The organism is Pseudomonas sp. LBUM1652, assembly GCF_059716105.1.
The window spans coordinates 2,793,832-2,807,835 of the sequence record NZ_CP166804.1; the positions used below are offsets into that span (position 1 = coordinate 2,793,832).

At 60.0% G+C, this 14,004-nt stretch carries 9 protein-coding genes; 3 read left to right on the top strand and 6 right to left on the bottom strand.

The annotated features are described in order from the left end of the window. Positions 1-192: 192 nt before the first annotated feature. Both ACA069_RS12805 and ACA069_RS12810 read left to right on the top strand, forming a co-directional pair. Positions 193-588, top strand: coding sequence for a c-type cytochrome (locus tag ACA069_RS12805; protein WP_401265229.1), 396 nt, complete (start codon positions 193-195; stop codon positions 586-588). Further along, positions 585-2,075 (top strand): aldehyde dehydrogenase family protein, encoded by a 1,491-nt coding sequence (locus tag ACA069_RS12810; protein ID WP_497617817.1) that lies wholly within the window; start codon positions 585-587, stop codon positions 2,073-2,075. Before ACA069_RS12805 ends, ACA069_RS12810 begins: the two co-directional genes overlap by 4 nt. A gap of 31 nt (positions 2,076-2,106) precedes the next feature. Here the strand turns inward: ACA069_RS12810 and ACA069_RS12815 are convergent, their stop codons facing one another. The 6 genes from ACA069_RS12815 to ACA069_RS12840 all read right to left on the bottom strand — a co-directional run bounded on the left by ACA069_RS12815 (position 2,107) and on the right by ACA069_RS12840 (position 6,926). Then, entirely contained in the window at positions 2,107-2,562 is a 456-nt protein-coding gene (locus tag ACA069_RS12815) for a MarR family winged helix-turn-helix transcriptional regulator (protein WP_497617818.1), read from the bottom strand. A gap of 185 nt (positions 2,563-2,747) precedes the next feature. Continuing rightward, positions 2,748-3,200, bottom strand: a complete 453-nt coding sequence (locus ACA069_RS12820) for an Ohr family peroxiredoxin (RefSeq protein WP_187678742.1) — start codon at positions 3,198-3,200, stop codon at positions 2,748-2,750. Positions 3,201-3,408: 208 nt separating this feature from the next. Beyond that, positions 3,409-3,888: a copper chaperone PCu(A)C gene (locus ACA069_RS12825; RefSeq protein ID WP_489880885.1), complete on the bottom strand. Its 480-nt coding sequence runs from the start codon at positions 3,886-3,888 to the stop codon at positions 3,409-3,411. Then, positions 3,888-4,493, bottom strand: coding sequence for an SCO family protein (locus tag ACA069_RS12830; protein WP_187678740.1), 606 nt, complete (start codon positions 4,491-4,493; stop codon positions 3,888-3,890). The genes ACA069_RS12825 and ACA069_RS12830 overlap by 1 nt, the downstream gene beginning before the upstream one ends. A 156-nt stretch (positions 4,494-4,649) precedes the next feature. Next, positions 4,650-6,059 (bottom strand): efflux transporter outer membrane subunit, encoded by a 1,410-nt coding sequence (locus ACA069_RS12835; RefSeq protein ID WP_497617819.1) that lies wholly within the window; start codon positions 6,057-6,059, stop codon positions 4,650-4,652. 72 nt (positions 6,060-6,131) lie between these two features. After that, positions 6,132-6,926 (bottom strand): helix-turn-helix transcriptional regulator, encoded by a 795-nt coding sequence (locus ACA069_RS12840; RefSeq protein ID WP_497617820.1) that lies wholly within the window; start codon positions 6,924-6,926, stop codon positions 6,132-6,134. Positions 6,927-7,411: 485 nt separating this feature from the next. On the opposite strand from ACA069_RS12840, the gene ACA069_RS12845 reads away from it, so the two are divergent. After that, a complete protein-coding gene (locus ACA069_RS12845) occupies positions 7,412-13,822 on the top strand; it encodes an amino acid adenylation domain-containing protein (protein WP_497617822.1) in 6,411 nt (2,136 codons plus the stop codon). The last annotated feature ends 182 nt before the right edge of the window (positions 13,823-14,004 follow it).

Genomic DNA, 14,004 nt, shown 5'->3' on the forward strand with positions numbered 1-14,004 from the left:
AGCGACTGGCAGACAGGGCAAAACCCGTGTCGTCGCAAGCCCCGACAATCGACACAAATCCCTGTGGGAGCGAGCTTGCTCGCGATGGCGGTCTGGCATTCAACATTGATGGCGACTGACACGCCCTCATCGCGAGCAGGCTCACTCCTACAGGTGACGGTGGGTATTCAATAATTTTCGGGTTGGTCTTCTATGTTCACTCCGCTCAGATTTGCCTTCGCTTCTTTGTTTTCCCTGACAGTGGCCCAAGCCGCCATCGCCGCCGATTGCGCGCCCGACACCCGTCATGGCGCTCAGGTCTTTGCCACTGAATGCGGTGTCTGTCATGCGGTAAAAAAAGACGTCACCGGGATGATGGGGCCGAACCTCAACGGCGTGATCGGGCGAAAATCCGGTTCCCTGGCGGGCTTCAGTTATTCCCCGGCGATGCGCAACAAAGATGTCAGCTGGCAAGCCGAAACCATCGCCGAACTGATCACCCAGCCCCAGGCCTACGTGCCCGGGACCTACATGCCTTATATGGGCCTGGCTTCGGCAGACGACCGTCAGGCCGTGGTGTGTTTCCTCAAATCCAAGGAGGCTTTATGAGCAACGTTGAAGTGCTGCCGCAGGTCGCGGCGTTCATTGATCGTCGGCATGGCTGCTTTATCGATGGTGAATGGCAATTCGCTGAAGGCCCGACGATTGCCGTGGTCAATCCCGCCAGCGGCCAGACCTTGTGTGAAACGCTGGATGCCCCGGCGCAACTGGTCGAGCGCGCCGTGCAGTCGTCCCATGCCGCGTTCAAGTCCGGCATCTGGTCGGGGCTGCGGCCGGCGGATCGCGAGCGCATCCTGCTGAACTTCACTCGTCTGGTCGAAGAGCACGGCGAAGAGCTGGCGCAACTGGAAACCCTGAGTCAGGGCAAGTCGATCAACATGGCCCGCGCACTGGATGTGAACGCCACGGTGGAGTTCATGCGCTACATGTCAGGCTGGGCGACCAAGATCGAAGGGCAGACCTTTGACGTGTCGATTCCGTTGCCGCCTGGCACGCGTTTCACCACGTTTACTAAACGCGAACCCGTGGGCGTGGTGGTCGGCATCGTGCCGTGGAATTTCCCGTTGATGATCGCGGCGTGGAAGTTGATGCCGGCGCTGGCCACCGGTTGCACGGTGATCATCAAACCGGCAATGGAAACACCGCTGACGGCGCTGCGTCTGGCGGAATTGGCCGTTGAAGCAGGCATTCCGGCAGGTGTGTTCAATGTGGTCACGGGCGGCGGTGCTTCAGTGGGCGGTGCGCTGACTGCGCATCCGCTGGTGAGCAAAGTGTCGTTCACCGGTTCCACCGCCGTGGGCAAAACCGTTGGAGTGGCGTGCATGGCCAACATGACCCGTTTTGCGCTGGAACTGGGCGGCAAGAACCCGATGATTCTGCTGGCCGATGCCGACCTCGACAAAGCCATTCAGGGCGCGCTCCTCGGTGGTTTGCTCAATAACGGTCAGGTGTGTGCGGCGGCTTCACGCTTCTATGTGCATCGCTCGATCCACGACCCATTTGTCGAAGGGCTAGCGGCGGCAGTGTCAGCGTTGCCGATCGGTGCGGGCATGGACGGCGACGCGGCGATCAATCCGTTGGTGTCGCACAAGCAGCAACAAAGTGTGCTCAAGCACATCGAACTGGCGCGGCGCGAAGGTGCGCGGGTGGTCTGCGGCGGCGAGTTGCTGGATCGCGAAGGCTTCTACGTGCAGCCGACGGTGCTGGCGGATGTCGATCACAGCATGAGCGTGGCGCGCGAAGAGGTGTTCGGGCCGGTGTTGGCGGTCATCGCGTTTGATGATGAGGACGAGATGATTGCACTGGTTAACGACAATCCCTACGGCCTGGCGGCGAGTCTGTGGACCAATGATCTGAGTAAGGCGATGAACCTTGTGCCGCGCATCGAGGCCGGTACGGTGTGGGTCAATGCCCACGTACTGCTCGATCCGGCGATGCCGTTTGGCGGGGTCAAGCAATCGGGGATGGGCCGCGAGTTTGGCCGGACGGTGATCGAGGCTTATACCGAACTGAAATCCGTCTGTATCGCGCATTGATTACAGGCAACAAATAACCTGGACAGGCCAATCACCCTTCAGCATTCGTCGACTTGATCAGGTTGTTACGCAATTTCACGATCGATTGCTGCATCTGCGTGAACTCGTCCACGGTCAGCCCGGTTGCGTCGAACAGGCTGCTGCCCGAGGACACGTTGCGCAGGTCTTTGCCACTTTGGGTCAAGCCAATCCGCACCTGACGCTCGTCCGCCGGGTCGCGTTGACGTTGCAGATAACCCATGGCTTCGAGTTTTTTCAGGATCGGGGTGAGGGTGTTGGATTCCAGGAACAGCTTTTCGCCGAGACTGCCGACCGTTTGGTCGTCCTGTTCCCAGAGTGCAACGATGGTGATGTATTGGGTGTAGGTCAGGCCGAGCCGTTCGAGGATCGGTTTGTAGGCCTTGCCGAACGCGAGGTTGGTCGAATAGACGGCAAAGCACAGGAAGTCGCTGAGTTTGAGATCGTTGGGGGCCAAGGTGTTTTTCATGTTCATCCTCGTGGGTCTGCTGAACCGTTGAAACGTATGGGGCGAACTATACGTCGGATGCGATTTTATCGGGAGTGCTGCTGGTGTTTGAAACGCCAATCGGTTCGCCCGTGAACGCAAGGCGAACCGATTGCATCTCTATCCTATGCGCCTATATCGCATGCGATGTATTTGGCTGACTAAAATCATTCGGTGATGACATTCAACGCCACATCGATGTTGCCGCGAGTGGCTTTCGAGTAGGGGCAGATCTGGTCAGCGGTGTGCGCCAAAGTTTTCGCGATGTCGTCGGCAATGCCCGGTACGCGCAGGGTCAGACGAGCCTGAAGGAAGTAGGCCGGGCCTGTCTGGCCGAGGTCGACTTCGATGTCCACGGACATGTCGGCCGGCAGCACCACATTCAGGTCATTGGCGACCAGGCCGACCGCGGCGGTGTAGCAAGCGGACCAGGCGCCGGCAAACAGTTGCTCGGCAGTTGGGTGCGGCAGGGCGTTGGCAAACACATGGGCCGGTTTGGCGCTGCCCGGCGACGACAGTTGAATGTCGAGGTTACCGTTGTGACCGCGCGAAGTGATGCCGGCGCTGGCAGCGGTGGTGTGGGTTTTGCCGGTGGCCAGGACTTTTTCGATTTTGCTCATGGGATTAATCCTCAAAGACATAATGATTGGAGTTGTTATCGCATGCGGTTAGATCGCATGCGATGTAATAATAATCCTCTTGCCCCAGAGTTCTGTCAACCCGCTCGGCAGGCCCCACGCGACGAGTGGTAAACGTTTCCTTCGCGCAAAAAAAACGGGGCGGCCTGATAACGATCAGGCCGCCCCGCGGGTTTTTCAGTCAGTTAGATCAATGCATTTTGCTGTGATCGTGACCTTGCATGTTGGTCAGCGAACGCACGGCGGCCTTCACTTCAACGGTTTCTTTCTCGCCTTTGGCGTTTTCCACGGTCAGGGTCAACGGCACGGTTTCGCCTTCTTTCAACTGACCGGTCAGGCCCATCAGCATGACGTGGTAGCCGTTTGGATCAAAGCTGACGGCTTTGCCGGCTGGCAGGTCGACCGATTTCACCGGGCCCATGCTCATGACGTCATTCTTCATGGTCATTTCGTGGATCTGCACGTCTTTGGCCACCGGGGTCGCGACGCTGAGCAGCTTGCTGTCGCTGTCGGCGGTCACGGTCATGAACGCGCCACTGGCGGACTGGGTCGGCACGGTCGCACGTACCCAGGCGTCGCTGACGGTGGTTTGTGCCGACGCCTGAAAAGCCAGGCCCAGCAGGGACAGACCGAACACGACGCGTTTGATGTTGTTCAGAACGGGGTGCATCAGCAAACCTCCATAACAGTAAGCAAATCTTCCGTGCATTCTTCTGCCGAAAGCGATGTGGACAGACCCAGGCGCAGCTCGCCGCGCGAGTCATAAACGTAACTGGTGGCGGTGTGCGAGATGGTGTAGGTGTCGCCGGCCGGCACCTTCTCGAAGAACACGTCGAATTCCTTGGCCGTGGCCTTGGTTTCCTCAAGCGTGCCGTACAGCGCGACGAAGGTAGGGTCGAAGGCTTTCATGTAGGCGTCGAGGATTTCTGGCGTGTCGCGCTCGGGGTCGAGGCTGATGAAGATCACCTGCAAGCGATCACCATCCTTGCCCATCAGTTTTTTGATTTTGGCCGCGCGGGCCAGTGTGGTGGGGCAGATTGCCGGGCACTGGGTGAAGCCGAAGAACACCATCGGCATCAAACCGCGAAAGCTCGACAGCGTCATGGTTTCGCCGTCGGTGTTCTTCAGTTTGAAGGTGCGTCCCATGATCTTGTTACTCAGATCCTTGCCGTACTTGTACGACAGTTGGCCGCGGGTGTCGCAGCCGGCGAGCAGGCCGAGCCCGAGCACGCCCATTCCCGCAAGTACCTTGCGGCGAGTCAACAAAGCCGTCATCTAATACCGCCTTTTGCAGCCCGTCAGTCGGCAGGACTGGCGAGGGGTTAACCGTAAAAGCGGCGCATGATACCAAACTGAACCGGCGAGTCGGTTTTCGATCGGCTGACAGGGTGTCGCAGGGCGACAAAAGGTGTAAGAAAAAGTGACGAGTACTTACTGAATCGTCGCCTCTGCCGCCCGCCAGCCGCCGCCCAGAGCGGTGTACAGATTCACCTCGGCGACCAGTTGCGCCAGGCGATCAGTGATCAAGCCTTGCTGCGAACTGAACAGTGAACGCTGGGCATCAAGGAACACCAGACTGCTGTCGACGCCGCTCTGATAACGGTGTTGCGCCAGGTTGTAGTAGTCCTGTGTGGCTTGCACCAGATCGCGCTGCGCTTGCAATTGCTGCTGATAAGTCGTGCGCGCCGCCAGTCCGTCGGCAACTTCCTGAAACGCCGTTTGAATCGATTTTTCGTATTCGGCGACCGCCACATCTTTCTGCAACTTCGAATAATCCAGGCTCGCGCGCAGGCTGCCGGCATTGAAAATCGGCAGGCTGATCTGCGGCTGAAACGTCCAAGCCCCGGAGCCTGCGCCAAACAGGCCAGACAGGTCACGACTCGAGGTGCCGGCATTGGCGGTCAGGCTGACGCTGGGGAAAAACGCTGCCCGCGCCGCGCCAATATTGGCGTTGGCGGCCTTGAGTTTGTACTCGGCCTGAAGAATGTCCGGCCGCCGTTGCAACAGATCCGACGGTAGCCCCGCCGGCAGTTGTTGCACCAGATCGCTGGCCAACGGCCGCGCCGGTAGGGACTCAGGCACCGGCGCGCCGACCAGCAGCGTCAGGCTGTTCAAGTCCTGCGCGACCTGACGCTGATAGCGCGCCAGATTGGCCCGTGAGGTGTCGACGCTGGTTTTCGCTTGCGCCTGCTCCAGTGCCGACGATTTACCAGCCTCACGGTTGCGCGTGGTCAGGCGCAGGCTCTGTTGATCGGCGGCGAGGGTCTCACGGGTCAGCGCCAGCAGTTCCTGATCGGCGCGCCAGGTCAGGTAGGCGTTGGCGACGTTGGCCACCAGGCTCAACTGCGCGCTGCGGCGAGCTTCTTCGGTCGACAGCCAAGTCTGCAACGCCTGCTCGCTGAGGCTGCGTACGCGGCCGAAAAAGTCCAGCTCATAGGCGCTGATGCCGAGATTGACCGAATAGGTCGAATTGATCAGCGCTTTGCTTTGGGTCACGCTCGGTGGCATGCGCTGGCGCGATTCGCTGGCATTGGCCGACACCGCCGGCCACAGGTCGGCGCGCTGGATGCGGTACTGCGCCTGGAACGCTTCGACGTTGAGGGCCGCCACGCGCAAATCGCGATTGTTGACCAGCGCGCGCTCGATCAACTGTTGCAGGGCCGGATCATTGAACAGTGTGCGCCAGTCTTCGTTGCCCGCAGTCTGGGTCGATGCCGGATAGGCCGCACCTTGCGGGTATTGCGCTGCACTTGGTGAGACTGGGCGTTGGTAATCGGGAATCAGTGAACAGCCGCCCGCCAGCATTGCCAGGCAGAGCAAGGAAATTCGCAGGGTGGACATCGAACAGCCTCATGCACGGAAGACGGCGGGCACGTCTTGTATCCGTGCCCGTTTTTCAGCAGAACTGCCGGATCAGGCCCCAGCCATCCATTTGGCAAGACCATGCCGGCCACTGACCCCAAGCTTGGCCGTGGCGCGCTTGAGGTAGGTCTCGATCGAACTGTTCTTGACCCGCAGCCTTTCGGCCATTTGCGGCACTGTGCCGCCGGTCAGCAAGCCCAGGCAGACTTCTTTCTCGCGCGCTGACAGGGCGATGCCGCTCAATGCCAATCGTTCATCGAACACTCGCGCAAGCGGGGCCTGATCCAGATCGGCCAAGGGCAAACGCGGTTGTTTGGCCAGGGTTTGCCGACTGATCTGCGCATGGCGTTCGATCAGCGGCAGCAGGGTGTCGGACAGGCTCTTGAGAAAAGACAGTTCCGGCAGGGAAAACACGCGCTGGGTATGCGGCCGGTAGAACGAAATGACACAGCGGCGGTTGGAGCTGCGCGACACCAGGTTGCATTGATGGACGCTGTGCTGCGGATGTCGGGATAGAAGCGAGGCTTTCAGTTGAATCAACAGCGAGTCGTTCATCTCGATCATTTTCTGCAACAACGGATGATTGTCCGGGCTCTCCAGCGGATCGCGCGCAGGGAATATCTGCGGTAGACCGGCACTGCCCAGCGGCTTGATCTCGACCACGCTGGCTTGACGCTCATCCAGCGTCCATTCGCTCAGATCGACCCGGTTGACCGGCACCAGCGTGTCGACCAACTGGAACATGTTCGTGGCGAAGTGATCATCGCCGGTGCTTGCAATCAGTTCCCCGAGTTGCCAGTAGAAGTGCGGGTTTTCCATATTGCGAATACTACCGGTCAGATTCATATCCTTGTCATCCCTGGTTCAGAGCCATCACTGAATCGTCTGCCGTCGTCAAAGCCGCCCACCCAGTCATTTCTCCTTGAACATGATCTGGGGCAGGATTTAAACCTATACATTTGTCATGCGTCTGTAGGGGAAAACAGGGACACAAAGTGCCAGCATTTCTGATTGTTGGCGCCGGGGTTCTGACGGGACTGATGGCACAACAGTTGTCGAGAATGACTGCCCAGTCACGCCAAAGGCCCTGAAAACGGGGCGGTCGTGATTTCCGGTCGGCAGCGCCTGAGTAAAAGGCGGTATGGACATGTGGTTCTTTTCCTACAAGCTTTTCAGTATTTCCTCTCCGGATTTTTAGACAAAACCTGCGCGATTCGCCTCAATAGAGGCTGTCAGGCGTGCGCGGGCGGGGTGGTTGTCCGGGTTTCAGGTGTCATGTCGGTGGGGAGGCCGATGCTTGAATACGCGACAAATTACATGAGATGGACCTTATGCAGCCTACTTCTGCCAACGCGGCGGACGATCTGTCCGCGCCTGTCGAAACGTTCCCTCTGACCGCCGCCCAACGGGATATCTGGCTTGATCAACTGAGCCGTGGAGATTCGCCGCTGTACAACATTGGTGGTTATGTCGAACTAACCGGGCCATTGGATGCAGATTTGATGCACGCGGCCGTTAAGTCTCTGGTTGCCAGTCACGATGCCTTGCGAACAGTCCTGTTGGTGGGCGCCGGTGCTGACGGTTTGCCGTTGCAACGGTTCGCCCGGTCTCTGCCGGTGTCTATGCCGGTTTTTGATTTTTCCGCGCACCCGGAGCCGCAGTCGGCGGCGCGGGTTCTGATCCAGCAGGCGATGGAACAGACTTACGAGCTGGATGGACAGCCGCTTTTGCGTTTCTCTCTGATCCGCCTGGACAACGACCGTCACTGGCTCGCCACCCAGGCCCATCATATGATCCTCGATGGCTGGGGGTTTGGTCAGATGCTCAAAGCGCTCGGCGAGATTTACAGTGCGCTGACCCAAGGGCAACAACCGCAGATGCGGACGCCTTCCTACGCTGAGTTCATCCAGGACGACGCGCGTTATCACCACTCTGTTCGTCATACGCGTGACCGTGCCTACTGGCTCGACAAGTACCGGACAGTCCCGGAACCGCTGCTAGTGCCACGTTATCGCGAGCGTTTTGCCAAACGAGCAGCGGCGACCCTGACACACGTTCAAGCCTTTCCTTCGCTGCTGCACGAACGCATGAAACACACGGCGCGACAGTCAGGCGGCTCGGCATTCCATGTGTTGCTGGCGGCACTGCACGTCTATTTCAGCCGCACCTTGCAGCGTGATGAATGGGTTGTCGGGCTGCCGATTCTCAACCGTTCCGGTGCCCGATTCAAAGCGACACTCGGGTTATTTACCCAGGTCAGTCCCGTGTGTCTGCGCTTTGGCCAAGAGCAGTCGTTCGCTCAATTGGTCCGGGCCATTGGTGATGAATTGAAACAGGATTTCCGCCACCAGCGTTTCGCCCTGAGCGAGATGAATCGCGCACTCGGCCTGATGCGCGAAGAGCGTTCGCAGCTTTTTGAAGTGTCGGTGTCCTACGAACAGGATGATCATGATTACCGCTATGGCGCGGCGTTGGGGCATACGGTCAAGGTTTCCAATCGCCACGAGGCCACACCGTTGGCGATTCACCTGCGCAGCAACCGTCACAACGACAAAGTGTGGCTGCATCTGGTCTACAACGAAGCATTTTTCGAGACCGATGAGATCGAGGCACTGGCGGCACGGTTACTGTCGATTCTGGAGCAAGGGCTGGAGTGCCCAGAGCTTTCGGTGAGCGATTTTTGCCTGAGTACTGAATCCGAATCGATGCTGCTGCAGCAATGGAACGACACGCGACTGGAGTGTCCGCAAGGCCAAACGATTCATCAGCGTTTCGAAGCGCAAGCGGCTGAGCGACCGGACGCAATTGCGGTGGTTTATCAGGGGCAATCGTTGACGTTTGCTGAACTCAATGGCCGGGCCAATGCCCTGGCCCAGCGCTTGATCGACCTCGGTGTGCGGCCGGATCAGCGCGTGGCGATTATCGCTTATCGCGGGCTGGACACTTTGGTCGGTTTGCTGGCCATCCTCAAGAGCGGGGCAGGTTACGTACCGATTGATCCACAGCATCCTGCCGAGCGTTTGAGTTATCTGCTTGGCGACAGCGCACCGATCGTCGTATTGACCCAGAGTGTTCTGCGCGATCGGCTACCGGTGCTGGACGTGCCGGTTCTTGAACTCGATCTGGAGGGTGGGTCGGCGACTGTTTCCAACCCCGAAGTGCCGGGATTGACCACGGCCAATCTCGCCTATGTGATTTACACCTCCGGCTCCACTGGCCTGCCAAAAGGCGTGATGGTCGAGCACCGCACGCTGAGCAATCTGGTGGATTGGCACTGTGACGTCTTTGAACTGCGTGCCGGCCACCACACCTCAAGCCTCGCCGGGTTCGGCTTCGACGCCATGGCCTGGGAAGTCTGGCCGGCGCTGTGTGCCGGCGCGACTTTGCATCTGGCGCCCAGCCACGAGGCCAGTGAAGACATTGATGCCTTGCTCGCCTGGTGGCGCGCCCAGCCGTTGGACGTGAGTTTCCTGCCGACACCCATCGCTGAATATGTTTTCAGCCGCGAACTTGACCACCCGACACTGCGCACCTTGCTGATCGGCGGTGATCGCCTGCGTCAGTTCAATCGGCAGCAATCCTTCGAAGTGATCAACAACTACGGGCCGACCGAAGCCACGGTGGTTGCGACCTCAGGCAGGATCGAGTCCGGGCAGGCGGTGCATATCGGCAGGCCGGTGAGCAACACAAAGGTGTACTTGTTGGACGAGCAGCAACGGCCGGTGCCGATTGGCATTACGGGCGAATTGTATGTCGGCGGCGCCGGAGTCGCCCGAGGCTATCTGAACCGGGCAGACCTGACCGCCGAGCGCTTCCTCGACGATCCTTTCAGTCATGCGCCCCGCGCGCGCATGTACCGCACCGGCGACCTCGCGCGCTGGCGTGCCAACGGCAATCTCGAATACCTGGGGCGCAACGACGATCAAGTGAAAATCCGGGGCGTGCGAATTGAACCGGGCGAAATCGAAACCGCGCTTGTCAGTCACGACGCGGTACAGGACGCCGTGGTGCTGGTTCGCGACGGGCAACTGCTGGCGTGGTTTACCGAGCGTCAGCCGCTGGATATCAATCAGTTGCACGCGCATCTGAAATCTCGCCTGACCAGCGCCATGCTGCCGAGCGCCTATGTGCGCATGACCTCGTTGCCGCTGACCGCCAACGGCAAGCTCGACCGCAAGGCCTTTCCGGCGCCGGGGCCGGAGGCGTTGATTCGCCGTGAATATGAAGCCCCGCAAGGCGCAGTGGAAACTGCGCTGGCGCAAATCTGGGCCGAACTGCTGCAAGTCGAGCGCGTAGGACGCCACGATCATTTCTTCGAACTGGGCGGGCATTCGTTGATGGCCGTGATCCTGATCGAACGCATGCGCCAGATCGATCTGAGCAGCGACGTGCGTGTGCTGTTCAGTCAGCCGACATTGGCAGCGCTGGCGGCTTCGGTGGGGTCGGGGCGTGAGGTCGAAGTGCCGGAAAACCTTATCGCAGCGGATTGCACCCACCTCACGCCGGACATTTTGACGCTGGTGCAACTGGATCAGCCGACCATCGACCGCATTGTCGCCACAGTGCCGGGTGGCGCGGCCAACGTGCAGGACATCTATCCGCTGGCGCCATTGCAGGAAGGCATTCTCTACCACCACATCACTGCCGCGCAGGGTGACCCGTACCTGCTGCAATCGCGGCTGGCATTCGACAGTGTCGAGCGGGTCGAATCCTTCGCCGACGCGTTGCGTCAGGTCATGGGCCGTCACGACATTCTGCGCACCGCAGTGGTCTGGGAAGGGTTGACCACGCCAGTGCAGGTGGTGTGGCGCGAGGCGATTCTGCCAGTGGAGGAAGTCGTTCTTGATCCCGCTCAAGGCGCGATCATCGATCAATTGCATGAGCGCTTCGACGCCCGCCGTTATCGCTTTGATGTCAGCCAGGCACCGCTGATTCGCCTGGTGTATGCCCGTGATCCGGCCCTCGGCAGGGTAGTCGGCATCTTGCTGTTCCATCACTTGGCGATGGACCACGTTGCGCTTGAGGTGATGCGCGGCGAGATGCAGGCCAGCCTGTCCGGGCAGGTCGAGCCGCTGGCGCCACCGGTGCCGTATCGCAACTATGTGGCGCAGGTGCGCCTGGGAGTCAGCGAGCAAGAGCATGAGGCGTTCTTTCGCGAGATGCTCGGCGATATCAACGAGCCCACTTTGCCGTTCGGTCTGCAAGAGGTGCACGGTGATGGTCGCGGCATCGAAGAAGCGCAGCAAACACTGAAAGAGGGCGTGTATCAGCGCTTGCGCAGCCAGGCGCGGCAGGCCGGCGTCAGCATCGCCAGCCTGATTCATCTGGCGTGGGCGCGGGTGTTGGCGGCGACTTCAGGCCAGGAGCGAGTGGTATTCGGTACCGTGCTGATGGGGCGCATGCAAGGCGGCGAGGGCGCTGACCGGGCGCTTGGCGTCTTCATCAATACCTTGCCGCTGCGCATCGATGTCGATACGGGTGTTCTGGCTGGGATGCAGGCGACGCATGCACGGCTGACCGCGCTGCTGGGGCATGAGCACGCCTCGCTGGCACTGGCTCAGCGTTGCAGTGGTGTGGCGTCGCCATCGCCGCTGTTCAGTGCGTTACTCAACTACCGACACACAGACCCCAGCGAGCTGCTTGGGCCGGCACGTCAGGCGTGGCAAGGTATCGAAACGTTGGCCAATGAGGAGCGCACCAATTATCCGCTGACCCTGAGTGTGGACGATCTGGGCAGCGACCTGCGCCTGACCGCCAGAACGGTGGCAGGGATCGGCGCGCAACGGATCTGCGGTTATGTGCAAGCAGCCTTGAGCGGCTTGGTGGACGCTCTGGAGCAGGCACCGCAACAACCGCTCAACCGCTTGCCGATTTTGCAGACTCAGGAGCTGCAACGCTTACTCATCGAGTTCAACGCTACTGAAGTCGATTGCCCGCTGGAGCAACCGCTTCACGCACTGTTTGAGGCGCAGGTCAGGCGCAGACCGGATGCCATCGCAGTGCAATCCGAGCAAGGACGTCTGACCTATCGCGAGCTCAATACGCGCGCCAATCGACTGGCCCATCACCTGCGTGAAATCGGTGTGCAACCGGATGCGCGAGTGGCGATTTGCGTCGAGCGTGGACTGGATCTGGTGATCGGTCTGCTTGGCATTCTCAAGGCAGGCGGGGCGTATGTGCCGCTGGATCCGGATTATCCGCTGGAGCGCTTGAGTTACATGCTCAAGGACAGTGTGCCGGTCGCGGTGCTGGTGCATGAGGCTACACGCAATCTGCTTGGCCAATCCGAGGTGGCGCTGATCGATCTCGACCACAGCCAGTGGCAGGATCAACCGGAGAACGATCCGCAAGTGCCCGGCCTGAGTGCTTCAAACCTCGCCTACATGATCTACACCTCCGGCTCCACCGGACTGCCGAAAGGCGTCATGGTCGAGCACCGCAGCGCCTGCAACATGGTGCATTGGGGCTCGCAGATCAGTCCGCCAACCGAACACGGCGCGCTGTTGCAAAAGGCGCCGTTCAGTTTCGACAGTTCGGTATGGGAAATTTTCTGGCCGCTGTGTTCCGGTCTGCGTCTGATATTGGCGCGGCCCGACGGCAACCGTGATTCAGCCTATGTGGTGCAGACGATTCGCGAGCAGCAGGTCACCGTGGTCAAGTTCGTACCGGCGCTGCTCCAGCATTTCATCGAGCAGGACGATGTCGAGCAGTGCACCAGCCTGACTGACGTACTCAACGGTGGCGGTGAACTCAGCGCCACGCTGGCCCGCCAAGTGCGCGAGCGCCTGCCGTGGGTACGCCTGCATAACGTCTATGGCCCGACTGAAAGCACCGTCGACAGCACCGGTTGGACGCTGGAGCCGCATATGCCGGTGCCGGACAGCGTGGTGCCAATCGGCAAGGCACTGGCCAACACGCGGCTGTACGTTCTCGATGCCCATGATCAACCGGTGCCGCTGGGGGTTTGCGGTCAGTTGCACATCGGCGGAGTCGGCGTGGCGCGCGGTTATCTGGGACTGCCCGAAATGCAGGCCGAGCGCTTTATCGACAGTCCGTTTGTGCAGGATGATCGGCTTTATCGTACCGGCGATCTGGTGCGTTACAGCAGTGACGGCAACCTGCAATTCCTGGGTCGCAACGATTTTCAGGTCAAACTGCGCGGTCTGCGCCTGGAACCGGGGGAAATCGAGGCGCGGCTGATCGATCATCCGGCGGTGCGTGAAGCAGTGGTGATGGTGCGTGATGAGCGTCTGGTGGCCTGGTACACCTTGCGTGCCGGCGTTGTCGCACCAAGTCTGGGGGATTTGCGCGCGCATGTGCTGGGGTGTTTGCCGGAGTACATGGTGCCCGGGGCCTTTGTGCAGCTCGACGCGCTGCCACTGACGCCCAACGACAAGATTGATCGCAAGGCCTTACCGGAACCGGGTGTGGAGGCGGTGCTCAACCGACCTTACGAAGCGCCCGAAGGCGAAGTTGAAAATACCGTGGCGCAGATCTGGGCGCTGGTGCTCGACGTCAATCAGATCAGTCGTCACGACAACTTCTTTGAGCTGGGTGGGCACTCCTTGCTGGCGGTAAGTCTGGTGGCGCGCATGCGTCAGGCCGGGCTGCATGTCGATGCGCGGACGCTGTTCAGTCAGCCGACATTGGCAGCGTTGGCAGCGCAGACCACCCGGCAGGCGAAACAGGTGGAAATCGCTCAGACCACCATCCCGAACCTGAACCGCAAACGCCGGCTCTGACAGCAAGCATGAAACCTGTAGGAGTGAGCCTGCTCGCGATAGCGTCAGGTCAGTCAATACGTTTGTCACTGACCCACCGCGATCGCGAGCAGGCTCACTCCTACAGGGGAGATTGTGTTGCTCGTATCGCGTACGGCTTGTCCCCGCTTCCCATGTCAGACACCCAAGCCCCGATGTTTTAG

Bases quoted from the DNA above. Each gene is read 5' to 3' on its own strand.
- ACA069_RS12840 (WP_497617820.1), bottom strand. From the start codon at position 6,926: ATGAATCTGACCGGTAGTATTCGCAATATGGAAAACCCGCACTTCTAC.
- ACA069_RS12820 (WP_187678742.1), bottom strand. From the start codon at position 3,200: ATGAGCAAAATCGAAAAAGTCCTGGCCACCGGCAAAACCCACACCACC.
- ACA069_RS12825 (WP_489880885.1), bottom strand. From the start codon at position 3,888: ATGCACCCCGTTCTGAACAACATCAAACGCGTCGTGTTCGGTCTGTCC.
- ACA069_RS12805 (WP_401265229.1), top strand. From the start codon at position 193: ATGTTCACTCCGCTCAGATTTGCCTTCGCTTCTTTGTTTTCCCTGACA.
- ACA069_RS12845 (WP_497617822.1), top strand. From the start codon at position 7,412: ATGCAGCCTACTTCTGCCAACGCGGCGGACGATCTGTCCGCGCCTGTC.
- ACA069_RS12810 (WP_497617817.1), top strand. From the start codon at position 585: ATGAGCAACGTTGAAGTGCTGCCGCAGGTCGCGGCGTTCATTGATCGT.
- ACA069_RS12830 (WP_187678740.1), bottom strand. From the start codon at position 4,493: ATGACGGCTTTGTTGACTCGCCGCAAGGTACTTGCGGGAATGGGCGTG.
- ACA069_RS12815 (WP_497617818.1), bottom strand. From the start codon at position 2,562: ATGAAAAACACCTTGGCCCCCAACGATCTCAAACTCAGCGACTTCCTG.
- ACA069_RS12835 (WP_497617819.1), bottom strand. From the start codon at position 6,059: ATGTCCACCCTGCGAATTTCCTTGCTCTGCCTGGCAATGCTGGCGGGC.